Genomic DNA, 19,701 nt, shown 5'->3' with positions numbered 1-19,701 from the left:
TCTCAACCCTTCAGCGCGTCGAGTTCTTCGACGTTGATGCTGGCTCGGTTGCGGAACAGCACGACCAGGATGGCCAGGCCGATGGCCGACTCGGCCGCCGCGACGGTCAGGATGAAGAACACGAAGACCTGGCCGCCCATGTCGCCCAGGTAGTGCGAGAAGGCGACGAAGTTCATGTTGACCGCCAGCAGCATCAGCTCGATGGCCATCAGCAGCACGATCAGGTTCTTGCGGTTCAGGAAGATGCCGATCACCGACAGCGCGAACAGCATCGCGCCCAGCGTCAGGAAGTGGCCCAGGGTCAAGCCGCTCAGTCCAGTAATGGCGGTCATGCCTGGCCTCCTTCGGTGGGTGCGGCGGGCGGGGCCGGCGGCGTGGCGACGGTGGGCGCCATCTTGACGATCTTCAGGCGCTGGGCCTTGGTGACCTTGACCTGTTCGGATGCGTCCATGGCACGCGAGTCCTTGCGCCGGCGCAGCGTCAGCGCGATAGCCGCAACGATGGCCACGAGCAGCAGCACGGCAGCGATCTGCAGCGGGTACAGGTAAGCGGTGTAGATCTCGATGCCGAGCAGCTTGGTATTACCCATCTTCAGCTGCTCGGCGGTGGCCACCGGCACGTCAGACAGTTGGAAGCCGCCCATCAGCACGATGCCCATCTCGAAGGCGATCAGAGCGCCGACGACGGCCGCCAGCGGCAGATGCTTCCAGAAGCCCTCACGCAGGCTGTCGGTGTTCAGGTCCAGCATCATGACGACGAACAAGAACAGCACCATGACGGCGCCGATGTAGACGAGCACCAGCGCGATGGCCAGGAACTCGGCCTTCAGCAGCATCCAGATGCAGGACGCCGTGAAGAAGGACAGGATCAGGAACAGCGCCGCATGCACGGTGCTGCGCGCCGTGATGACGCGGAACGAACTCACCAGCAGGATGCCGGAGAAGACGTAGAAGAGGATGGTCGTGATGTCCATACGTATCCAGGCCAGCTGAGCTGGACCGCTGCGGCCGCAAGGCCGGTCAGCGATCAGCGGTACTTGGCATCAGCCTCCTTTTGGGCCGCGATTTCGGCTTCGTACTTGTCACCGACGGCCAGCAGCATGTCCTTGGTGAAGTACAGGTCGCCGCGCTTTTCGCCGTGGTATTCGAAGATGCTGGTCTCGACGATGGAGTCCACCGGGCAGCTTTCCTCGCAGAAGCCGCAGAAGATGCACTTGGTCAGGTCGATGTCGTAGCGCGTCGTGCGGCGGCTGCCGTCGGCGCGCACGTCGCTCTCGATGGTGATGGCCATCGCCGGGCAGACGGCCTCGCAGAGCTTGCAGGCGATGCAGCGCTCTTCACCGTTCTCGTAGCGGCGCAGCGCGTGCAGGCCGCGGAAACGCGGGGAGAGAGGCGTCTTCTCTTCCGGGAACTGGATGGTGATGTTGCGCGAGAGGAAATGCCTCCCGGTAAGCTTCATCCCCTTGAGCAGTTCCCAGAGGAAGAAGGTCTTCGCGAAATTCGTGATTGCAGTCATGGGCGCCGCCTCACTTCCAGATGTTGAACGGTGTCTGCATCCAGGCACCGACAACGACCAGCCAGATCAGCGTGATGGGAATGAAGATCTTCCAGCCCAGACGCATGATCTGGTCGTAGCGGAAGCGCGGGAACGTGGCGCGCACCCACAGGAACGTCGTGACGACGAAGAAGGTCTTGCCGAACAGCCAGGCCCAATTCCAGAACGCCATCGTGTGCTGGATGAAGGTCGGCGTTTCCATGCCGAACAGGCTCCAGGAGATCGGCGCGCTCCAGCCGCCCAGGAACATGAGGACGGCCAGGGCCGACACCAGGATCATGTTGGCGTACTCGGCCAGGAAGAACATCGCGAACGACATGCCCGAGTACTCGATCATGTGGCCGGCAACGATTTCCGATTCGCCTTCGACGACGTCGAACGGATGGCGGTTGGTTTCGGCCAGGCCCGAGATGAAGTAGACGATGAAGATCGGGAACAGCGGCAGCCAGTTCCACGACAGCAGCGGCACGCCGTGGGATGCAAACCAACCGCGTTCCTGCACCTGCACGACCTCGGTCATGTTCAGGCTGCCCGTCACCATCAGCACGACGACCAGCGCAAAGCCCATCGCGATCTCGTAGGAGACCATCTGCGCCGAGGCGCGCAGCGCGCCGAGGAAGGCGTACTTCGAGTTCGAAGCCCAACCGGCAATGATGACGCCGTAGACCTCGAGCGAGGTGATGGCCATCAAGTACAGCAGGCCGGCATTGACGTTGGCGGCGGCGGCATCCGGGCCGAAGGGCACGACGGCCCAGGCGGCCAGCGCCGGCATGATGGTCATGACGGGGCCGAGGAAGAACAGGCCCTTGCTCGCGGCTGCGGGCTTGATGATCTCCTTGAAGATCAGCTTGACCGCATCGGCGATGGGCGTCAGCAGGCCGTAGGGGCCGACGCGGTTCGGGCCCGGGCGGATCTGCGACCAGCCGATGGCCTTGCGCTCCCACAGCGTCAGGTAGGCGACGCAGATCATCAGCGGTGCAACGACCGCGATGATCTTCATCAGGCTCCACACCAGGGGCCACAGGGCCCCCAGCAGCGAGGCGCCGTTCTGGTAGAGGGTGTCGATCATTCTTGTCAGCTCCCTCAGACCTTGCTGATGTTGAGCGTGCCGAAGGCAGCACCCAACGCGGCGGTTTGTGCCAGGCCAGCGGGCACGCGGGCCACGCCTTGCGGCAGGCCGGCTTCAAGGCGTGCGGGCAGTTGGGCGGCACCGCCGTCCTGCACGACGCGGACCTGATCGCCCTCAGCCAAGCCAAGCTGTTGCCACAGGCTGCTGGGCAGGCCGACCGTGGCGGCTTCACGGCCGTCGGTGGTCAGCTGCAGCGAGGTCGAGTTGCGCACCAGCGCATCGGTCGCGTAGATGGGCAGATTGCCGAAGCGCTCGACGCCCTCAGCCTTGACCGCGGCTTGCGGCGCAGAGGTGGTGGCGTTGCTGAGACGGGCGGCGATGTCGCCACCCAGGGCTTGTTCGCGCACCTGCTCGGAGCTGTCCTGGTCGAAGCCCGGCAGGCCCAGCAGATTGCCCAGCACACGCAGCACCTTCCAGGCCGGACGCGTCTCGGCCAGCGGGCGCACGACGCCGACGAAGCTCTGCAGTCGGCCCTCGGCGTTGACGAAGCTGCCGGAGGTCTCGGTGAACGGGGCGATGGGCAGCAGCACGTCGGCGTATTCGAGACCGCTCTTGAACGGGCTCAGCACGACGACCATCTCGGCCGCGTCCAGCGCCTTGGCGGCGGCGGCGGCATTGGCGGAGTCCAGCACCGGGTCGGTGTTCAGCAGCAGTGCGGCCTTCAGCGAAGTGCCGTTCAGCATCTGGCCGGCGTTCAGGCCGTCGATCTGCGGCTGCGCCTTCACCAGTTGCGCGCCAACCGTGTTGGCGGCGGCGGTCAGGTAGCCGACGCTCGCGCCGGTCTGCTGGCCAATCCACTGCGCCAGCGCCAGTAGGCTGGTGGCTTGCGGGTGCTCGGCGGCGGCGTTGCCCAGCAGGATGGCCTTGGCCTTGCCGGACTGCAGGCTGGCGGCGATGGCCTTGGCTTCGTCGGTGGCGGTGCCGGCGAGTGGTGCACCAGCACCAATGGCGGCAGCCACATCGGCCAGGGCTTGCACCCAGCCCGAGGGCGCAACGGAGGTCGAGCCGGCGAGCGGCATCAGCCAGTCATCGCTGCTCAGGCCGACGCGATGCACAGCGGCACCACGGCGCGCGGCGTGGCGCAGGCGGGCGGCGAACAGCGGATGGTCCTTGCGCAGGTTGGAGCCGACGACGAGGGCGCGGTCGAGCTCGGACAGGCTGGCGATGCTGGTGCCCAGCCAGTGCGCCTGGCCGGCTGACGCGACATTGCCGAAGTCGCTGTGGCGCAGGCGGTGGTCGATGTTGTCGCTGCCCAGGCCGCGCACAAGCTGTGCGAGCAGGTGCAGCTCTTCCACCGTGCTGTGGGCCGAGCCCAGCGCGCCGATGGCGGCCGCGCCATGGTCGGCCTTGATGGTCTTGAGGCCGTTGGCGATGTATTCCAGCGCCGTAGTCCAATCGACCTGCTTCCAGGCACCGCCCTGCTTGATCATGGGCGCGGTCAGGCGCTGGTCGCTGTTCAGCGCTTCATAGCTGAAGCGGTCGCGGTCGGCGATCCAGCATTCGTTGACGTCTTCGTTCTCGAGCGGAACGACGCGCAGGACCTGATGGTTCTTGACCTGGACGATCAGGTTGGCACCGGTCGAATCGTGTGGGCTGACGCTCTTGCGGCGCGACAGTTCCCAGGTGCGGGCGCTGTAGCGGAACGGCTTGCTCGTGAGCGCGCCGACCGGGCAGATGTCGATCATGTTGCCCGACAGCTCGGAGTCCACCGTGCGGCCGACGAAGGTCTGGATCTCGCTGTGCTCGCCGCGGTGGGCCATGCCCAGTTCCATCTGGCCGGCGATCTCCTGGCCGAAGCGCACGCAGCGGGTGCAATGGATGCAGCGGCTCATCTCTTCCATCGAGATCAGCGGGCCGACGTTCTTGTGGAAGACGACGCGCTTCTCTTCGGTGTAGCGGCTCTTGCCAGCACCGTAGCCGACGGCCAGATCCTGCAGCTGGCACTCGCCGCCCTGGTCGCAGATGGGGCAATCCAGCGGATGGTTGATCAGCAGGAATTCCATGACGCCCTGCTGGGCCTTGATCGCCTTGTCGCTCTTGGTGCGAACGATCATGCCCTGCGTGACGGGCGTCGCGCAGGCCGGCATGGGCTTGGGCGCCTTCTCCACGTCCACCAGGCACATGCGGCAGTTGGCCGCGATGCTGAGCTTCTTGTGATAGCAGAAGTGCGGGATGTAGGTGCCGGCCTTCTCGGCGGCATGCATGACCATGCTGCCTTCCAGGACCGAGACCTTCTGACCGTCGAGTTCGATTTCAACCATGGTGGTGTTTCTCTAGGCGCTCAGGTCGGAGCCACCAGGGGCTTCTTGTGTTCAATCAGGTGCACGAACTCGTGCTTGAAGTGCTTGATCATGGCGCGCACAGGCATCGCGGCAGCGTCGCCCAGCGCGCAGATCGTGCGGCCCTGGATGTTGTCGGCCACCGAGTTCAGCAGGTCGATGTCCTCTGCCCTGCCCTCGCCGTGGTAAATGCGTTCCAGCACGCGGTGCATCCAGCCCGTGCCTTCGCGGCAGGGCGTGCACTGGCCGCAGGACTCGTGGGCGTAGAAATAGGACAGGCGCAGCAGGCTCTGCACCATGCAGCGCGAGTCGTCGAGGACGATGACGGCGCCCGAACCCAGCATGGAGCCGGCCTTGGCGATGGAGTCATAGTCCATCGTGCACTGCATCATCACGTCGGCCGGCAGCACCGGCGCGGACGAGCCGCCAGGAATGACGGCCTTGAGCTTGCGGCCCTTGCGCACGCCACCGGCGAGCTCGAGCAGCTTCTCGAAGGATGTGCCCAACGGAACCTCGAAGTTGCCGGGCTTCTCGACGTCGCCCGACACCGAGAACAGCTTCGTGCCGCCGTTGTTGGGCTTGCCGATCTCGAGATAGGCCTGGCCGCCGTTGCGGATGATCCAGGGCACCGCCGCGAAGGTCTCGGTGTTGTTGATGGTGGTGGGCTTGCCGTACAGGCCGAAGCTGGCCGGGAACGGCGGCTTGAAGCGCGGCTGGCCCTTCTTGCCTTCCAGCGATTCCAGCAGAGCTGTCTCTTCGCCGCAGATATAGGCGCCGAAGCCATGGTGGCCGTGCAGCTGGAAGCTGTAGTCCGAGCCCATGATCTTGTCGCCGAGGTAACCAGCGGCGCGGGCTTCTTCCAGGGCCGCTTCGAAGCGCTCGTAGACCTCGAAGATCTCGCCGTGGATGTAGTTGTAGCCGACCTTGATGCCCATCGCGTAGGCGGCGATGGCCATGCCCTCGATGACCTGATGCGGGTTGAACATCAGCAGGTCGCGGTCCTTGCAGGTGCCCGGCTCGCCTTCGTCGGAATTGCAGACGAGGTATTTCTGGCCCGGGAACTGTCGGGGCATGAAGCTCCACTTCAGGCCGGTCGGGAAGCCTGCGCCGCCACGGCCGCGCAGGGCCGAGGTCTTCACTTCGGCAATGACTTGATCGGCTGTCAGGCCTTCGCCACCGTCCTTGCCGAGGATCTTGCGCAGGGCCGCATAGCCGCCGCGGGCTTCATAGTCCTTGATCGACCAGTTCTTGCCGTCCAGGTCCGCGTAGATCTGCGGAGCGATGTGGCGGCCGTGGAAACAGGTCTCGGTGCCGGTGGCTTGGAATTTGGAGAGATCCAGCATCGTCGTCCTCAGGCCTTCGCTGCTTCAGACCGCAGCACGTCGACGAGCTCATCCAGGCGCTCGGTCGTCATGAAGCTCAACATCTGGCGGTCGTTGACCAGCATCACCGGCGAGTCGGCGCAGGCGCCCAGGCACTCGCTCTTCTGCACGGTGAACAGGCCGTCGGCCGTCGTGCCGCCTTGCTCGATGTCGAGCTTGCTGCACAGGTGGTCCAGCGCCTTCTGGCCGTCTCGCAGCTGGCAGGGCAGGTTGGCGCAGACGTTCAGCTTGAACTTGCCCGCCGGACGCTGGTTGAACATGTTGTAGAAGGTCGTCACCTCGTAGACCGCGATGGTCGGCATGCCGAGGTGGGCGGCGATCACGTCTTCCGCGGCGCGGGACACGTAGCCCTCCTCCTGCTGCACGATGGCCAGGCAGGCCATGACGGCAGACTGGCGCAGCTCGTAGGGGTACTTGGCGACCTCGCGGTCGAAGCGCGCGCGGGTGGCGTCAGAGAGTTGGTAGCTCATCGATCAATCTCGCCGAACACGATGTCCATGGTGCCGATGATGGCGACGGCGTCGGCAATCATGTGGCCGCGTCCCATCTCGTCCAGCGCTGCCAAGTGGGCAAAACCAGGCGGGCGGATCTTCAGGCGGTAGGGTTTGTTGGCGCCGTCGCTGACCATGTAGATGCCGAACTCGCCCTTGGGGTGCTCGACGGCCGCATAGGCCTCGCCCTCGGGCACGTGGAAGCCCTCGGTGAAGAGCTTGAAGTGGTGAATCAGCTCTTCCATGTTGGACTTCATGTCCACGCGCGAAGGCGGCGCCACCTTGTGGTTGTCGGTGATCACCGGGCCGGGGTTGGCACGCAGCCAGGCCGAGCACTGCTGGATGATGCGGTTGGACTGGCGCATCTCTTCCACGCGCACGACATAGCGGTCGTAGGTGTCGCCGTTGGTGCCGATGGGGATGTCGAAGTCCAGGCGGTCGTAGACGTCGTAGGGCTGCTTCTTGCGCAAGTCCCAGGCGATGCCGGAGCCACGCAGCATGGGGCCGGTGAAGCCCAGATTCAGCGCGCGCTCGGGCGACACGACGCCGATGCCGACCGTGCGCTGTTTCCAGATTCGGTTGTCGGTCAGCAGCGTTTCGTAGTCGTCGACGTTCTTCGGGAAGCGCGCGGTGAAGTCATCGATGAAGTCCAGCAGCGAGCCTTGGCGGTTCTCGTTGAGCCTGTCGATGGCCTTGGCATTGCGGATCTTGCTGGCCTGGTGCTTCGGCATCGTGTCCGGCAGGTCGCGGTAGACGCCGCCCGGCCGAAAGTAGGCCGCGTGCATACGCGCGCCTGATACCGCCTCGTACATGTCGAACAGGTCTTCGCGCTCGCGGAAGCAGTAGATGAGCACGTTCATCGCACCGCAATCCAAGCCGTGCGCACCCAGCCACATCAGGTGGTTCAGCAAGCGCGTGATCTCGGCAAACATCACGCGGATGTATTGCGCGCGGATCGGCACCTCGATGCCCATCATCTTTTCAATGGCCAGGCAGTAGGCCTGCTCATTCGCCATCATCGACACATAGTCGAGACGGTCCATATAGGGCAGCGACTGGATGTAGGTCTTGCTCTCGGCAAGTTTCTCGGTCGCGCGGTGCAGCAGGCCGATGTGGGGGTCGGCACGCTGGATGACTTCGCCGTCCAGCTCCAGCACCAGACGCAGCACGCCGTGGGCGGCCGGATGCTGCGGACCGAAGTTGAGGGTGTAGTTCTTGATTTCGGCCATGGTTCAGAGCCCGCCGTACTTGTCTTCGCGAATGATCCGAGGCGTGATCTCACGCGGCTCGATGGTCACCGGCTGGTAGATGACTCGCTTCTGCTCGGCGTCGTAGCGCATCTCGACATGACCCGACACCGGGAAGTCCTTGCGCATCGGGTGGCCGATGAAGCCGTAGTCCGTCAGGATGCGGCGCAGGTCGTCGTGGCCGTCGAAGATGACGCCGTACATGTCGAAGGCTTCGCGCTCAAACCAGTTGGCCGAACTCCACACGCCGGTGACCGAGGCCACGCAGGGGAAGTCGTCGTCGGTGGCGAAGACCTTCAGGCGCAGGCGCCAGTTCTTGCTGATCGACAGCAGGTGGCTGACTGCGGCGTAGCGGGCGCCTTCGTAGGCACCATCGCCGAAGCTGCTGTAGTCGACGCCGCAGAGGTCGATCAACTGCTCAAACTTCAGCTCGGGGTGGTCACGCAGCGTCGTCGCGACCTCGAGGTAGTCGGCCGCGCGCACGGTCAGCGTCAGTTCGCCCAGGGCGTTCTTCAGCGCAACGACGCGCTCACCGAGGACGGCGCCAACTTGCTGGGCCAGGGTTTCGAGATTCAGGCTCATACCTTGGCGCTCAGCGTGCAATGGTGTTTTCGCGGCGGATCTTGGCCTGCAGTTGCAGGATGCCGTAGAGCAGCGCCTCGGCCGTCGGCGGGCAGCCGGGCACGTAGACGTCCACCGGCACGATGCGGTCGCAGCCGCGCACGACGGAATAGCTGTAGTGGTAATAGCCGCCGCCATTGGCGCAGGAGCCCATCGACAGCACCCAGCGCGGCTCGGCCATCTGGTCGTAGACCTTGCGCAGGGCCGGCGCCATCTTGTTGCACAGCGTGCCGGCCACGATCATCAGGTCGGACTGGCGCGGGCTCGGGCGAAACAGCATGCCGAAGCGGTCGATGTCGTAGCGCGCGGCACCCGCGTGCATCATCTCGACGGCACAGCAGGCCAAACCGAACGTCATCGGCCAGAGTGAGCCGGTCTTGGACCAGTTGATGAGCTTGTCGACCGAGGTGGTGACAAAGCCCTCTTTCAGGACGCCTTCAATACCCATTTGGAATTCCCAGCTTGTGTCGGCGGACGTTTATTCCCAATCGAGGGCGCCTTTTTTCCACTCGTAGGCGAAGCCGACGACCAGAATGCCGAGGAAGATCATCATCGCCCAGAAGCCCGTCGCACCGATTTCCTTGAGCGCCACGGCCCAAGGGAACAGGAAGGCAATTTCCAGGTCGAAAAGAATGAACAGAATGGCGACGAGGTAGTAGCGCACATCGAATTTCATGCGCGCGTCTTCAAAGGCCTCAAAGCCGCATTCGTAGGGGGAGTTCTTGGCCGCGTCGGGCCGATTGGGGCCGAGCAGCGCGCCGAGCACCTGGGGTGCAATCCCGACCACTGCGCCGACCAAAATGAAGAGGATGACGGGCAGGTATTGATCGAGATTCATCTGGGCTTTCTCGGGTCGACTAAACGTCTTCGTCAACGTGGCCCGCATACGCGAGCCACAAAAGCAAACGGGCGCGTCACCAGCAAAACCAAAGTCTCGCTCGCGGATCGCGCCCGCCTTGAACCTAGCCTCAATCAACCCAGCCTGAGGCTGAGCGACTTTGGCGACAGGCCGCTATGGCTGACTCCCGCATCAGTGCCGCGGGAATCCTAGCCGATGTTCTGGTGCCGTCGGCGAGACTCGAACTCGCACAGCTTTCGCCACTACCCCCTCAAGATAGCGTGTCTACCAATTTCACCACGACGGCAGGTACTCAAACATGCCTGGCAGCTAGTGAGGGTTTGCGTGCCAGACAGCCTCGAATTCTATACCGGGAATTAGGGGTCTCCCGGTGAGGAAGCGAGGTTTTTAGTCGGACTTCAGTTGGTTGCGGCAGACGCAGCAGCCGAGGCCGTTGCAGCAGGCGCAACGACGGCACCAGGGATGGCGGCAGCGCCCGACGCGGCGGGGGCGATGACGGCGGCGCGGTCCAGCACGCTGTCGGCAGTCGGTGCGGCTGTGCGGCCGTTGGACAGGAAGGCCAGGCCCAGCGTGCAACCAAAGAACAGCGTGGCGGCGACGGCCGTGCTGCGCGACAGGAAGTTGGCACTGCCGGTGGCACCGAACAGGCTGCCCGAGGCACCGCTGCCGAAGGACGCGCCCATGTCGGCGCCCTTGCCGTGCTGCACAAGCACCAGACCGATGATCACCAGGGCCGAGAGCAACTGAACGATCAACACCAGATTCGCAAAGAACTGCATTCCAAACACTCCATCAAAACTTGTTGACGCCCGGCCTCAGTGCCAGGCGCCCGAAAAACTCAGTGCGTCGCCGCCAGGCAGATGGCGGCGAAATCCGCCACCTTCAACGACGCGCCGCCAATCAGGCCGCCGTCGATATCGGGCTGCGAGAACAACTCGGCCGCGTTGTCAGCCTTGACGCTGCCGCCGTAAAGGATGCGCATGACACCGGACTTGTCCGTCGCGGCGTGCAACTGCGCGCGCAGCACCGCATGCACGGCTTGCGCCTCGGCGGGCGAGGCGGTCAGGCCGGTGCCGATGGCCCAGACGGGCTCATAGGCAACGACCATTTCGCCGCAGCAATGGCCCAGCGTGTGGATGACGGCGGCGAGTTGCCGCTTGACGACGGCTTCGGTCTGGCCGGCTTCGCGCTCAGCACGCGTTTCGCCGACGCAGACGATGGGCGTCACGCCATGGGCCAGCGCGGCCTTGGCCTTGTCGGCGACCAGTTGGTCGCTTTCCGCGTGATAAGCGCGGCGCTCCGAATGGCCGACGATGGCGTAGCGGCAGCCGACGTCCGCCAGCATGGCCGACGAGACCTCACCGGTGTAGGCGCCCTGCTCGTGCGAGGAGCAGTCCTGCGCGCCGTAGGTGATGGCCGTGCCGGTCAACGCAAGCGCCGTCTCGGCGATATAGAGGGTGGGCACGCAGACGGCGACGTCAGCGTTCCAGGGGCCTGCCTCCTTGAGGCCGGCCAGCAGTTGGGCGTTGGCAGCGCGGCTGCCGTGCATCTTCCAATTGCCAACGACGAGTTTTCTTCTCACGGCTCACTCCTTGACCAGGTCAGCACGATCTTGCCGATGTGCTGGTTGGATTCCATGCGCGTGTGCGCCTCGGCCGCCTGGGCCGCGGGCAACTCGCGGTCAATGACGGGCTTGATGCGACCGGCCTCGATCAGCGGCCAGACCTTGTCGCGCAGTGATCGCGCAAGGCCCGCCTTGAACGCTGCCGAGCGCGGGCGCAGTGTCGAACCGGTGATCGTCAGGCGGCGGCGTAGCACGAGGCCAGCGTCGATCTCCGACTTCACGCCGCCCTGCACGGCGATCAATGCCAGGCGACCATCCTCGGCCAGCGCCTGAACGCCACGGCCGATGTAGTCGCCGGCCACCATGTCCAGGATCACGTCAACACCGCGGCCGCCGGTGGCGGCCTTGGCTTCAACGACGAAATCCTGCTCGCGGTAGTTGATCACGACGTCAGCACCCAGCGCGAGGCAGGCTTGGGCCTTGTCGGCGCTGCCGACCGTCACCAGCACCCGGGCACCCAGCGCCTTGGCGATCTGGATGGCGGTCACGCCGATGCCGCTGCTGCCGCCGTGGATCAACAGCGTCTCGCCCGGCTGCAATGCAGCGCGGTCGAACACATTGGCCCAGACGGTAAAGCAGGTCTCGGGCAGCGTCGCGGCCTGAGCCAGCGTCCAACCCTTGGGCACCGGCAGGCATTGCCCGATCGGCGCCGTGCACAGCTCGGCATAGCCGCCGCCATTGACCAGCGCGCAGACCTTGTCGCCCAACTTGAAGCCATGCGCCGCCAGAGCCTCGGAGTCACCAGCGACGATCTCGCCCGCAACTTCCAACCCCGGCAGATCGCTCGCACCCGGCGGCGGCGGGTAGGCACCCTTGCGCTGCAGCACATCCGGGCGGTTGATGCCCGAAGCTGCGACGCGGATCAGGCACTCACCCGGGCCCGCGACTGGATCCGGCCGTTCGGCCAGCTCCAGCACCTCGGGTCCGCCGGGGCGGGTGATCGCGATGGCTTTCATCGCTCTCGCAATTACTCTGCGGCGGGCGGCGTGTGGTCAGCGGCCGGCATCGGAGCAGCTTCACGCTCGGGACGGTCCAGCAGTGCCTTCATCGACAGCTTGATGCGGCCCTTCTCGTCCGTCTCCAGGACCTTGACCTTGACGATCTGGCCTTCGCTCAGGAAGTCGGTGACCTTCTCGACGCGCTGGTGGGCGATCTGGCTGATGTGCAGCAGGCCGTCCTTGCCAGGCAGCAGGTTCACGAGAGCACCGAAGTCCAGGATCTTGGTGATCGGGCCTTCGTAGACCTTGCCGACTTCGACTTCCGCCGTGATTTCCTGGATGCGCTTCTTGGCCAGTTCAGCCTTGTCGGCGTCCGTGGAAGCGATCGTGATGGTGCCGTCTTCGCCGATGTCGATGGTCGTGCCGGTCTCTTCGGTCAGCGCGCGGATCGTGGAGCCGCCCTTGCCGATGACGTCACGGATCTTCTCCGGGTTGATCTTCATCGTGTACAGGCGGGGCGCGAATTGCGACACCTCGGTGTTGGCCGTGCCCATGGCCTCGACCATCTTGCCCAGGATGTGCAGGCGGGCTTCCTTGGCTTGCGCCAGGGCGACCTGCATGATTTCCTTGGTGATGCCCTGGATCTTGATGTCCATCTGCAGGGCGGTGATGCCGGTCGTCGTGCCGGCCACCTTGAAGTCCATGTCGCCGAGGTGATCTTCATCACCCAGGATGTCGGTCAGCACGGCGAACCGGTTGGCGTCCTTGATCAGGCCCATGGCGATGCCGGCCACGTGGGCCTTCATCGGCACGCCGGCGTCCATCAGTGCAAGGCAGCCGCCGCAGACCGAAGCCATCGACGAGGAGCCGTTGGACTCGGTGATTTCCGAGACGACGCGCAGCGAGTAGGGGAAGTCTTCCTTGCTCGGCAGTGCGGCGATCAGCGCGCGCTTGGCCAGACGGCCGTGGCCGATTTCGCGGCGCTTCGGCGAACCCACACGACCCGTCTCGCCGGTGGCGAAGGGGGGCATGTTGTAGTGCATCATGAAGCGGTCTTCGAACTCGCCGTCCAACGCGTCGATGCGCTGTGCGTCACGGTCCGTGCCCAGCGTGGCGATGACCAGCGCCTGGGTTTCACCACGCGTGAACAGCGCCGAGCCGTGGGTGCGCGGCAGGATACCGTTGCGGATTTCGATGGGGCGCACGGTGCGGGTGTCGCGACCGTCGATGCGCGGCTCGCCGGCCAGGATCTGGCTGCGCACGATGCGGGCTTCGATCTCGAACAGCAGGCCTTCGACCTCGACCTTGTCGAACTCGACGCCCTCGCCCTTGAGCGCGGCGAAGACGCTGGACGTCACGCTGCGGCAGGCTTGCGTGCGGGCTTGCTTGGAGCGGATCTGGTAGGCCTCGCGCAGGGGGCCTTCGGCCAGGCCGTTGACCTTGGCGATGAAGGCCTCGTCCTTGGCGGGGGCAGTCCAGGTCCAGGTCGGCTTGCCGGCGTCACGCACCAGGTCATTGATGGCGGCGATGGCGACATTGCCTTGCTCGTGGCCATAGACCACGGCGCCGAGCATGATTTCTTCAGACAGGCCCGAGGCTTCAGACTCGACCATCAGCACGGCGGCTTGCGTGCCGGCGACGACCAGGTCCATCTGGCTGTTGGCCAGTTCGGACTTGCTGGGGTTCAGCACGTATTCGCCGTTGACGTAGCCCACGCGGGCGGCACCGATCGGGCCATTGAAGGGGATGCCGGAGATGGCCAGCGCAGCGGACGTGCCGATCAGCGCGGCGATGTCGGCCTGGACTTCGGGGTTCAGGCTCACCACGTGGATGACGACCTGGACTTCATTGAAGAAGCCTTCCGGGAACAGCGGGCGGATCGGGCGGTCGATCAGGCGGCTGGTCAGCGTCTCATGCTCGCTGGGGCGGCCTTCACGCTTGAAGAAGCTGCCCGGGATCTTGCCGGCGGCATAGGTTTTCTCGAGGTAGTCGACGGTCAGCGGGAAGAAGTCCTGGCCGGCCTTGGCTTCGGTCTTGGCGACCACGGTGGCCAGCACGACGGTGCCTTCGATGTTGACGAGGACGGCGCCGGTGGACTGGCGGGCGACTTCACCCGTTTCCAGCACGACGTTGTGGCGGCCCCATTGGAAGGACTTCGTGACCTTGTTGAAAATGGACATGCTCATCTCCTGGTTGTGGTGGGTGCGGGGGCACCCGGGGAAACCGGGAACGAGACTGGGTTTGGTCCAGATGCCATTCCAGGGCGGCTCGAATAAACCGTCTTGGAATGATCCGACACCACGTCAGCTCGGTTCCGGCAGATAGATGGACAAAGAGCCTGTACTGGGCTTGAGGACCAGACAGGCTCCATGTCGGATGGGGCGAATTACTTGCGCAGGCCCAGCTTGGCGATCAGCGCGACATAACGGCTGGAATCAACGCGCTTCAGGTAGGCCAGCAGGCTCTTGCGGGTGTTGACCATCTTCAGCAGACCACGGCGACCGTGGTGGTCCTTGGCGTGGGTCTTGAAGTGGGGCGTCAGATCGTTGATGCGGGCAGTCAGCAGGGCGACCTGGACTTCCGGCGAGCCGGTGTCACTGGCGCTGCGAGCGTTGGCCTTGACGATCTCGGCCTTCTTTTCGGCGATGGACATTTGTTTTCCAAAAGGTTTCGGAAGTCCGGCCGGGCGAGACGCAACTACTGGCGCTGCCGCAGACGGTTTCCGGGGTTGACTTGCGGACAAGGGGGAAACCGCCCCGAGCCGTGCTGGTGTTCTGCAGCCCAACAAGGACGTTGGACGCGCAAAACCTGCGGATTCTAGCCGAAAGCGGTGGGAGCCCCAAACCGCGGCAGGTCAAGCGAGCGGACATGTGGACGTGGATGCTGGTTTCAAGAGCCAAAACCGCCCTGCCCTGCAAATGCGTGACTTCTATTCGTCAGCGCATGAAAGGCTCTTGAAGCGCTCTCACACCGCCACATCTCTGGGTCATCGGGTGCTGCTCCCGACCCTTCGAAGCAGCGTCAAACCGCCACGGAGTTTCACCATGTTCTATCTGACCCACCCCCGCCATGTCGCCCGCGTCCTGCGCCAGTTTGATGCGGAGGCCAATGCCACTCGCACCCCGGCCCTCGACGTCAGCGAGGACGACAAGGCCTACCGCGTGACGGTCGACATGCCTGGCGTGGCCAAGGATGCCGTCAAGGTCCGCATCGAAGGCCGCCGCGTCAACATCGAGACCGCCACCGAAGAAGCGGCTGCGCCGACTGACGGTTCCCGCGTGCTGTACCGCGAGCGCCGCGCCGCCAGCTATGCCCGCAGCTTCTCGCTGCCGGCCGAGATCGACCAGGGCCAATCCGAAGCCCGCTTCGAGAACGGCGTGCTGACGCTGAATCTGGTCAAGCGCGTTGCCGAAAACGGCGGCCAGCTGACGGTCAACTAAGCCGCAGTCAGGTCCCAGCGCGGGCGTACTGCGAAGCCGCCATCGTGGCTGGGATTGGCCATGCCGCGCTGCACCCGCAGCGCGGCGGCCATCGCGATCATGGCGCCGTTGTCGGTGCACAGAGACAACTCGGGGTAGTGCACGCGCACGCCTCGTTTGGCGCAAGCGGCGTTCAATTGCTCGCGCAGCTTGGCGTTGGCGCCAACACCACCGGCGACGACGAGGCGCTTGAGCCCGGTCATCTTCAAGGCCAGCAGCGACTTCTTCACCAGCACCTCGACGATGGCCGCCTGTGTGGAGGCGGCCAAGTCGGCGCGTGTCTGGTCACATGGCGAATCGCCAATCTTCTTGACTTGCGTCAACACCGCCGTCTTCAGGCCGGCAAAGCTGAAATCCGGCTTGCCGCTGTGCAGCAGCGGACGCGGTAGCGCGAAAGCCTCCGGGTTACCGAATTCGGCCATGCGTGCCAGGTGCGGGCCGCCGGGGTAAGGCAGGCCGAGCAGCTTGGCACTCTTGTCGAAGGCCTCGCCGGCCGCGTCGTCGATGGTCTCGCCGAGGATCTCGTAGCTGCCCACGCCGTCCACGCGCATCAGTTGCGTGTGGCCGCCGCTGACCAGCAGCGCGACAAAGGGAAACTCCGGCGGGTCTGTCGACAGGAAGGGCGACAGCAGATGCCCTTCCAGGTGATGGATGGGCAGCGCCGGCACATCGAGCGCAGCGGCCAGCGACACCGCCACGCCGGCGCCCACCAGCAACGCCCCCGCGAGGCCGGGGCCCTGCGTGTAGGCGATCAGATCGACGTCCTGCAGCGCCAAGCCGGCCTGGGACAGAACCTCGCGCGTCAGCGGCAGCACGCGGCGCACATGATCTCGCGAGGCCAACTCGGGCACGACGCCGCCGTAGGCCTGGTGCATCGTGATCTGGCTGTGCAGCGCCTGCGCCATCAGCCGCGGCGGCGCATCGCCATCGATCTCGACAAGCGCAACCCCGGTCTCGTCGCAGGACGACTCGAACCCGAGGATGCGCTGCACGGAGGTCACTTGCCTTCCTTGGCGTGGTTGATCGAGTACTTGGGAATCTCGACCGTCACATCCTGCTGGCGCAGCAGCGCCTGGCAGGACAGGCGCGAGTCGGGCTCCAGCCCCCAGGCGCGGTCGAGCATGTCCTCTTCGTCTTCTTCCATCTCGCTCAACGAACGGCCGCCTTCGCGCACGATGACGTGGCAGGTCGTGCAGGCGCAGACTTGATCGCAGGCGTGCTCGATGTGGATGTCGTTGGCCAGCAGGGCTTCGCAGATCGACGTGCCGGGCGTAGCGGTGATGCTGGCGCCGTCGGGGCAATACTCGGCGTGGGGAAGGATCTTGATGACGGGCATGTCAGTTCTCAAATCTGGTTGACGGCACGGCCGGTCAGCGCGCGGGCGATGGAGCGGTTCATGCGCTCGGCGGCAAAGCCTTCGGTCGCCTCGGCCAGCGCCTTGACGGCGGCGTCGATGGCGTCGGCATCGCCGTCCATCTTGGCCAGGTCCTTCAACCGCGCCTCCAGAGCGTCGCGTTCCGCCGCCGGCAGCAGGTCGCCATCGGCGGCCAGCGCGCTGCGCGTCGCGAGGACCATGCGCTCGGCCTCGACCTTGGCCTCGCGCAGCTTGCGCGCCGCCATGTCGCCCTCGGCGCTGGCAAAACCATCCTTCAGCATGTTGGCAATCTCGTCGTCGCCGAGGCCGTAGCTGGGCTTCACGGTGATGGCCGCCTGCACGCCCGAGGTCAGCTCCTCAGCCGATACGTTCAGCAATCCGTCGGCATCGACCTGGAAGCTGACGCGGATGCGCGCCGCGCCGGCCACCATGGGCGGGATGCCGCGCAGCTCGAAGCGCGCCAGCGACCGGCATTCGCTGACCAACTCGCGCTCGCCCTGCACAACGTGAATGGCGAGCGCCGTCTGGCCGTCCTTGAAGGTCGTGAAGTCCTGGGCCTTGGCGACGGGGATGGTCGAGTTGCGCTCGATGACTCGCTCAGTCAGGCCGCCCATGGTTTCAAGACCCAGCGACAGCGGGATCACGTCCAGCAGCAGGATCTCGCCATCGGCCGCGTTCCCGGCGAGCTGGTTGGCCTGGATGGCGGCACCCAGCGCGACGACCTCGTCGGGATTCAGGTTGGTCAGCACTTCGCGGCCGAACAGCGCGCCCACCGCATTGCGCACGATGGGCATGCGCGTGGAGCCGCCGACCATGACGGTGCCCGCCACATCGGCCGCCTTGACCTTGGCGTCGCGCAGCACGCGTTTCACGGACGAAAGCGTCTTGGCGATCAGCGGTTGGGCCAGTTGCTCGAACTGCTCGCGCGAAACGATCACGCGCAGTTCACCCGCGTCCAGCGCGGCGACCAATTCGGTCGAGTCAGCGTCAGACAGCGCCTCCTTGGCCGCACGTGCGGCGACGAGGACGGCGCGCTTGTCATGCGCAGATTCGACGACGCGATCGGCGAGCGCCCAGTCGGCCAGCACGCGGTCGAAGTCATCGCCGCCCAGAGCCGCATCTCCGCCGGTCGCGACGACCTCGAACACGCCGCGCGTCAGGCGCAGCAACGATATGTCGAAGGTGCCGCCACCCAGGTCGTAGACCGCGTACAAGCCTTCGCTGGCGTTGTCCAGGCCGTAGGCGATGGCAGCAGCGGTCGGCTCGTTGATGAGGCGCAATACCTTGAGGCCGGCCAGCTCGGCGGCGTCCTTGGTAGCCTGGCGCTGGGCGTCATCGAAGTAGGCCGGCACCGTGATGACGGCACCGAACAGGTCGTCGACAAAGCTGTCCTCGGCGCGAAAACGCAGCGTAGCCAGAATCTCGGCGGACACCTCGACCGGGCTCTTCACGCCGTCGCGCGTGGCAATGGCCAACATGCCGGGACGGTCCTCGAACTGATAGGGCAGCTGCTCGCGGTTGGCCACGTCGGCCAGGCCGCGGCCCATGAAGCGCTTGACCGAGACGATGGTGTTCTCGGGGTCTTCGGCCTGGGCCGCGAGCGCGTCAGCGCCGATCTGGCGGCGGCCTTCTGGCAGGTAGCGCACGGCGGACGGCAGGATGACCCTGCCCTGTTCGTCGGGCAGGCATTCGGCCACGCCGTGGCGAACGGCGGCGACGAGGGAATGCGTCGTGCCGAGGTCGATGCCCACGGCGATGCGGCGCTGGTGCGGGTCGGGCGAGGCGCCGGGTTCGGAGATTTGGAGAAGAGCCATGGTGTTCAGGCATCCAGCGCGGCGAGGCGCTGGTCGATATCGGCACGGAAGCGCTGGATGAACATCAGCGCGCGGACCTGGGATGCGGCAGCCGGCGCGTCGCCGGCTTCGTCGAGCAGACGCTGCACGGTGGCAAGCGCAGAGGTTTCGGCTTGCGCCGCGTCGTCGTCCAGTGCCTGGAGGGCGGCTTCGCCGTCGGCGTCGTCAAGCGATTCGCGCCATTCCATCTGCTGCATCAGGAAGGCCGCGGGCATCTGCGTGTTGTTCTCGGCTTGAACCGGCGCACCACGCAGCTCGCACAGATAGGCGGCGCGCCTGAGCGGGTCGCGCAGACGTTGGTGGGCCTCGTTGACACGCATGGCCCACTGCATGGCCAGGCGCTGGGCGGCAGCACCTTCCGACGCAAAGCGATCCGGGTGGACCTCGGCCTGCAGCGACTTCCAGCGCGCATCGATGTCGGCGCGCACCTGGGCCTGCTGTTCAGGCAGGCCGAAGAGCTGGAAATCGTTGTCGGTCAGGCGCATGGCAGAGTGGAAAAGCAAAAGGCGCGGTTCACACCGCGCCTGTCGTCGAGTCAGCGAGTTTCAGACACGGAAGGACTCGCCGCAGCCGCACTTGTCTTTCTCGCGCGGATTGCGGAACTTGAAGCCTTCGTTGAGGCCTTCGCGGACGAAGTCCAGCTCGGTGCCGTCGAGGTAAGGCAGGCTCTTGGGGTCGATGAGGATCTTGACCTCATGGCCCTCGAAGATCACGTCCTCTGGCGCCACCTCATCGGCGTATTCCAGCTTGTAGGCCAGGCCCGAGCAGCCGGTCGTTTTCACGCCCAGCCGCACGCCCACGCCCTTGCCGCGCTTGGCGATGTAGCGCTTGACGTGGCGGGCTGCGGCTTCGGTCAGCGTGACGGACATG

At 65.3% G+C, this 19,701-nt stretch carries 22 protein-coding genes and 1 tRNA gene; 1 reads left to right on the top strand and 22 read right to left on the bottom strand.

Going from position 1 to position 19,701, the window contains the following annotated elements; all coding sequences use genetic code 11:
* Positions 1 to 2 precede the first annotated feature (2 nt).
* The 17 genes from nuoK to rpsO all read right to left on the bottom strand — a co-directional run bounded on the left by nuoK (position 3) and on the right by rpsO (position 14,777).
* On the bottom strand, positions 3 to 332 hold the full coding sequence (gene nuoK / locus ASC91_RS12170; RefSeq protein WP_056196929.1) for an NADH-quinone oxidoreductase subunit NuoK: 330 nt from the start codon (positions 330 to 332) through the stop codon (positions 3 to 5).
* The gene (locus ASC91_RS12165) at positions 329 to 973 is read right to left on the bottom strand and encodes an NADH-quinone oxidoreductase subunit J (RefSeq protein ID WP_056196928.1); all 645 of its coding nucleotides are present in this window, start codon (positions 971 to 973) and stop codon (positions 329 to 331) included. The genes nuoK and ASC91_RS12165 overlap by 4 nt, the downstream gene beginning before the upstream one ends.
* Positions 974 to 1,026: 53 nt before the next feature.
* Positions 1,027 to 1,515, bottom strand: coding sequence for an NADH-quinone oxidoreductase subunit NuoI (gene nuoI, locus ASC91_RS12160; RefSeq protein ID WP_056196926.1), 489 nt, complete (start codon positions 1,513 to 1,515; stop codon positions 1,027 to 1,029).
* 10 nt (positions 1,516 to 1,525) lie between these two features.
* Positions 1,526 to 2,623 carry an NADH-quinone oxidoreductase subunit NuoH gene (gene nuoH, locus ASC91_RS12155; RefSeq protein ID WP_056196924.1) on the bottom strand — a complete coding sequence of 366 codons (1,098 nt, stop codon included), beginning with the start codon at positions 2,621 to 2,623 and terminating at the stop codon, positions 1,526 to 1,528.
* 14 nt (positions 2,624 to 2,637) lie between these two features.
* Positions 2,638 to 4,944: an NADH-quinone oxidoreductase subunit NuoG gene (gene nuoG / locus ASC91_RS12150; protein ID WP_056196923.1), complete on the bottom strand. Its 2,307-nt coding sequence runs from the start codon at positions 4,942 to 4,944 to the stop codon at positions 2,638 to 2,640.
* 20 nt (positions 4,945 to 4,964) lie between these two features.
* On the bottom strand, positions 4,965 to 6,305 hold the full coding sequence (gene nuoF / locus ASC91_RS12145) for an NADH-quinone oxidoreductase subunit NuoF (protein WP_056196922.1): 1,341 nt from the start codon (positions 6,303 to 6,305) through the stop codon (positions 4,965 to 4,967).
* A gap of 8 nt (positions 6,306 to 6,313) precedes the next feature.
* On the bottom strand, positions 6,314 to 6,814 hold the full coding sequence (gene nuoE, locus ASC91_RS12140) for an NAD(P)H-dependent oxidoreductase subunit E (RefSeq protein WP_056196921.1): 501 nt from the start codon (positions 6,812 to 6,814) through the stop codon (positions 6,314 to 6,316).
* On the bottom strand, positions 6,811 to 8,064 hold the full coding sequence (locus tag ASC91_RS12135) for an NADH-quinone oxidoreductase subunit D (RefSeq protein WP_056196920.1): 1,254 nt from the start codon (positions 8,062 to 8,064) through the stop codon (positions 6,811 to 6,813). The genes nuoE and ASC91_RS12135 overlap by 4 nt, the downstream gene beginning before the upstream one ends.
* Positions 8,065 to 8,067: 3 nt before the next feature.
* A complete protein-coding gene (locus ASC91_RS12130) occupies positions 8,068 to 8,664 on the bottom strand; it encodes an NADH-quinone oxidoreductase subunit C (RefSeq protein ID WP_056196918.1) in 597 nt (198 codons plus the stop codon).
* A gap of 10 nt (positions 8,665 to 8,674) precedes the next feature.
* Positions 8,675 to 9,151: an NADH-quinone oxidoreductase subunit B family protein gene (locus tag ASC91_RS12125; RefSeq protein ID WP_046113908.1), complete on the bottom strand. Its 477-nt coding sequence runs from the start codon at positions 9,149 to 9,151 to the stop codon at positions 8,675 to 8,677.
* Between the two features lie 30 nt (positions 9,152 to 9,181).
* A complete protein-coding gene (locus tag ASC91_RS12120) occupies positions 9,182 to 9,541 on the bottom strand; it encodes an NADH-quinone oxidoreductase subunit A (RefSeq protein ID WP_056196915.1) in 360 nt (119 codons plus the stop codon).
* A 222-nt stretch (positions 9,542 to 9,763) separates the two neighbouring features.
* Positions 9,764 to 9,848: transfer RNA gene (locus tag ASC91_RS12115), tRNA-Leu, on the bottom strand.
* A 112-nt stretch (positions 9,849 to 9,960) separates the two neighbouring features.
* Positions 9,961 to 10,341 carry a preprotein translocase subunit SecG gene (secG, locus tag ASC91_RS12110; RefSeq protein WP_056196914.1) on the bottom strand — a complete coding sequence of 127 codons (381 nt, stop codon included), beginning with the start codon at positions 10,339 to 10,341 and terminating at the stop codon, positions 9,961 to 9,963.
* Between the two features lie 59 nt (positions 10,342 to 10,400).
* Positions 10,401 to 11,144 (bottom strand): triose-phosphate isomerase, encoded by a 744-nt coding sequence (gene tpiA, locus ASC91_RS12105; protein WP_056196912.1) that lies wholly within the window; start codon positions 11,142 to 11,144, stop codon positions 10,401 to 10,403.
* Positions 11,141 to 12,142, bottom strand: a complete 1,002-nt coding sequence (locus ASC91_RS12100) for an NAD(P)H-quinone oxidoreductase (protein WP_056196910.1) — start codon at positions 12,140 to 12,142, stop codon at positions 11,141 to 11,143. Before ASC91_RS12100 ends, tpiA begins: the two co-directional genes overlap by 4 nt.
* An 11-nt stretch (positions 12,143 to 12,153) precedes the next feature.
* Positions 12,154 to 14,304 carry a polyribonucleotide nucleotidyltransferase gene (gene pnp, locus ASC91_RS12095; RefSeq protein WP_056197259.1) on the bottom strand — a complete coding sequence of 717 codons (2,151 nt, stop codon included), beginning with the start codon at positions 14,302 to 14,304 and terminating at the stop codon, positions 12,154 to 12,156.
* Positions 14,305 to 14,510: 206 nt separating this feature from the next.
* Positions 14,511 to 14,777, bottom strand: a complete 267-nt coding sequence (gene rpsO / locus ASC91_RS12090) for a 30S ribosomal protein S15 (RefSeq protein ID WP_056196908.1) — start codon at positions 14,775 to 14,777, stop codon at positions 14,511 to 14,513.
* Between the two features lie 391 nt (positions 14,778 to 15,168).
* Between rpsO and ASC91_RS12085 the strand changes: the two genes are divergently transcribed.
* Positions 15,169 to 15,564 (top strand): Hsp20/alpha crystallin family protein, encoded by a 396-nt coding sequence (locus tag ASC91_RS12085; RefSeq protein WP_056196906.1) that lies wholly within the window; start codon positions 15,169 to 15,171, stop codon positions 15,562 to 15,564.
* Here the strand turns inward: ASC91_RS12085 and tsaD are convergent.
* Genes tsaD through iscA form a run of 5 tightly spaced genes read right to left on the bottom strand, consistent with a single transcriptional unit; the run spans position 15,561 to position 19,700 of the window.
* Positions 15,561 to 16,595, bottom strand: a complete 1,035-nt coding sequence (gene tsaD / locus ASC91_RS12080; RefSeq protein WP_056197257.1) for a tRNA (adenosine(37)-N6)-threonylcarbamoyltransferase complex transferase subunit TsaD — start codon at positions 16,593 to 16,595, stop codon at positions 15,561 to 15,563. The genes ASC91_RS12085 and tsaD overlap by 4 nt on opposite strands.
* A 5-nt stretch (positions 16,596 to 16,600) precedes the next feature.
* The gene (gene fdx / locus ASC91_RS12075; protein ID WP_056196904.1) at positions 16,601 to 16,939 is read right to left on the bottom strand and encodes an ISC system 2Fe-2S type ferredoxin; all 339 of its coding nucleotides are present in this window, start codon (positions 16,937 to 16,939) and stop codon (positions 16,601 to 16,603) included.
* A gap of 8 nt (positions 16,940 to 16,947) precedes the next feature.
* A complete protein-coding gene (hscA, locus tag ASC91_RS12070; RefSeq protein ID WP_056196902.1) occupies positions 16,948 to 18,792 on the bottom strand; it encodes a Fe-S protein assembly chaperone HscA in 1,845 nt (614 codons plus the stop codon).
* 5 nt (positions 18,793 to 18,797) lie between these two features.
* Positions 18,798 to 19,316: a Fe-S protein assembly co-chaperone HscB gene (hscB, locus tag ASC91_RS12065; protein WP_056196900.1), complete on the bottom strand. Its 519-nt coding sequence runs from the start codon at positions 19,314 to 19,316 to the stop codon at positions 18,798 to 18,800.
* A gap of 60 nt (positions 19,317 to 19,376) precedes the next feature.
* Positions 19,377 to 19,700 carry an iron-sulfur cluster assembly protein IscA gene (iscA, locus tag ASC91_RS12060; protein WP_056196898.1) on the bottom strand — a complete coding sequence of 108 codons (324 nt, stop codon included), beginning with the start codon at positions 19,698 to 19,700 and terminating at the stop codon, positions 19,377 to 19,379.
* Position 19,701: the final 1 nt, after the last annotated feature.

Origin of the sequence: Pelomonas sp. Root1237 (assembly GCF_001425055.1) — a bacterium.
In the GTDB taxonomy this organism is placed as follows: Bacteria; Pseudomonadota; Gammaproteobacteria; order Burkholderiales; family Burkholderiaceae_C; genus Pelomonas.
The sequence above is the reverse complement of the archived record's forward strand: the minus strand, read 5'-3'. Positions and strand labels throughout refer to the sequence as shown.

Coding starts and splice junctions, on each gene's coding strand:
- ASC91_RS12135 (WP_056196920.1), bottom strand. CDS start 8,064: ATGGCCGAAATCAAGAACTACACCCTCAACTTCGGTCCGCAGCATCCG.
- ASC91_RS12085 (WP_056196906.1), top strand. CDS start 15,169: ATGTTCTATCTGACCCACCCCCGCCATGTCGCCCGCGTCCTGCGCCAG.
- nuoF (WP_056196922.1), bottom strand. CDS start 6,305: ATGCTGGATCTCTCCAAATTCCAAGCCACCGGCACCGAGACCTGTTTC.
- nuoK (WP_056196929.1), bottom strand. CDS start 332: ATGACCGCCATTACTGGACTGAGCGGCTTGACCCTGGGCCACTTCCTG.
- hscB (WP_056196900.1), bottom strand. CDS start 19,316: ATGCGCCTGACCGACAACGATTTCCAGCTCTTCGGCCTGCCTGAACAG.
- fdx (WP_056196904.1), bottom strand. CDS start 16,939: ATGCCCGTCATCAAGATCCTTCCCCACGCCGAGTATTGCCCCGACGGC.
- nuoI (WP_056196926.1), bottom strand. CDS start 1,515: ATGACTGCAATCACGAATTTCGCGAAGACCTTCTTCCTCTGGGAACTG.
- hscA (WP_056196902.1), bottom strand. CDS start 18,792: ATGGCTCTTCTCCAAATCTCCGAACCCGGCGCCTCGCCCGACCCGCAC.
- nuoG (WP_056196923.1), bottom strand. CDS start 4,944: ATGGTTGAAATCGAACTCGACGGTCAGAAGGTCTCGGTCCTGGAAGGC.
- ASC91_RS12130 (WP_056196918.1), bottom strand. CDS start 8,664: ATGAGCCTGAATCTCGAAACCCTGGCCCAGCAAGTTGGCGCCGTCCTC.
- ASC91_RS12120 (WP_056196915.1), bottom strand. CDS start 9,541: ATGAATCTCGATCAATACCTGCCCGTCATCCTCTTCATTTTGGTCGGC.
- secG (WP_056196914.1), bottom strand. CDS start 10,341: ATGCAGTTCTTTGCGAATCTGGTGTTGATCGTTCAGTTGCTCTCGGCC.
- pnp (WP_056197259.1), bottom strand. CDS start 14,304: ATGTCCATTTTCAACAAGGTCACGAAGTCCTTCCAATGGGGCCGCCAC.
- nuoE (WP_056196921.1), bottom strand. CDS start 6,814: ATGAGCTACCAACTCTCTGACGCCACCCGCGCGCGCTTCGACCGCGAG.
- ASC91_RS12100 (WP_056196910.1), bottom strand. CDS start 12,142: ATGAAAGCCATCGCGATCACCCGCCCCGGCGGACCCGAGGTGCTGGAG.
- ASC91_RS12125 (WP_046113908.1), bottom strand. CDS start 9,151: ATGGGTATTGAAGGCGTCCTGAAAGAGGGCTTTGTCACCACCTCGGTC.
- ASC91_RS12165 (WP_056196928.1), bottom strand. CDS start 973: ATGGACATCACGACCATCCTCTTCTACGTCTTCTCCGGCATCCTGCTG.
- nuoH (WP_056196924.1), bottom strand. CDS start 2,623: ATGATCGACACCCTCTACCAGAACGGCGCCTCGCTGCTGGGGGCCCTG.
- rpsO (WP_056196908.1), bottom strand. CDS start 14,777: ATGTCCATCGCCGAAAAGAAGGCCGAGATCGTCAAGGCCAACGCTCGC.
- iscA (WP_056196898.1), bottom strand. CDS start 19,700: ATGTCCGTCACGCTGACCGAAGCCGCAGCCCGCCACGTCAAGCGCTAC.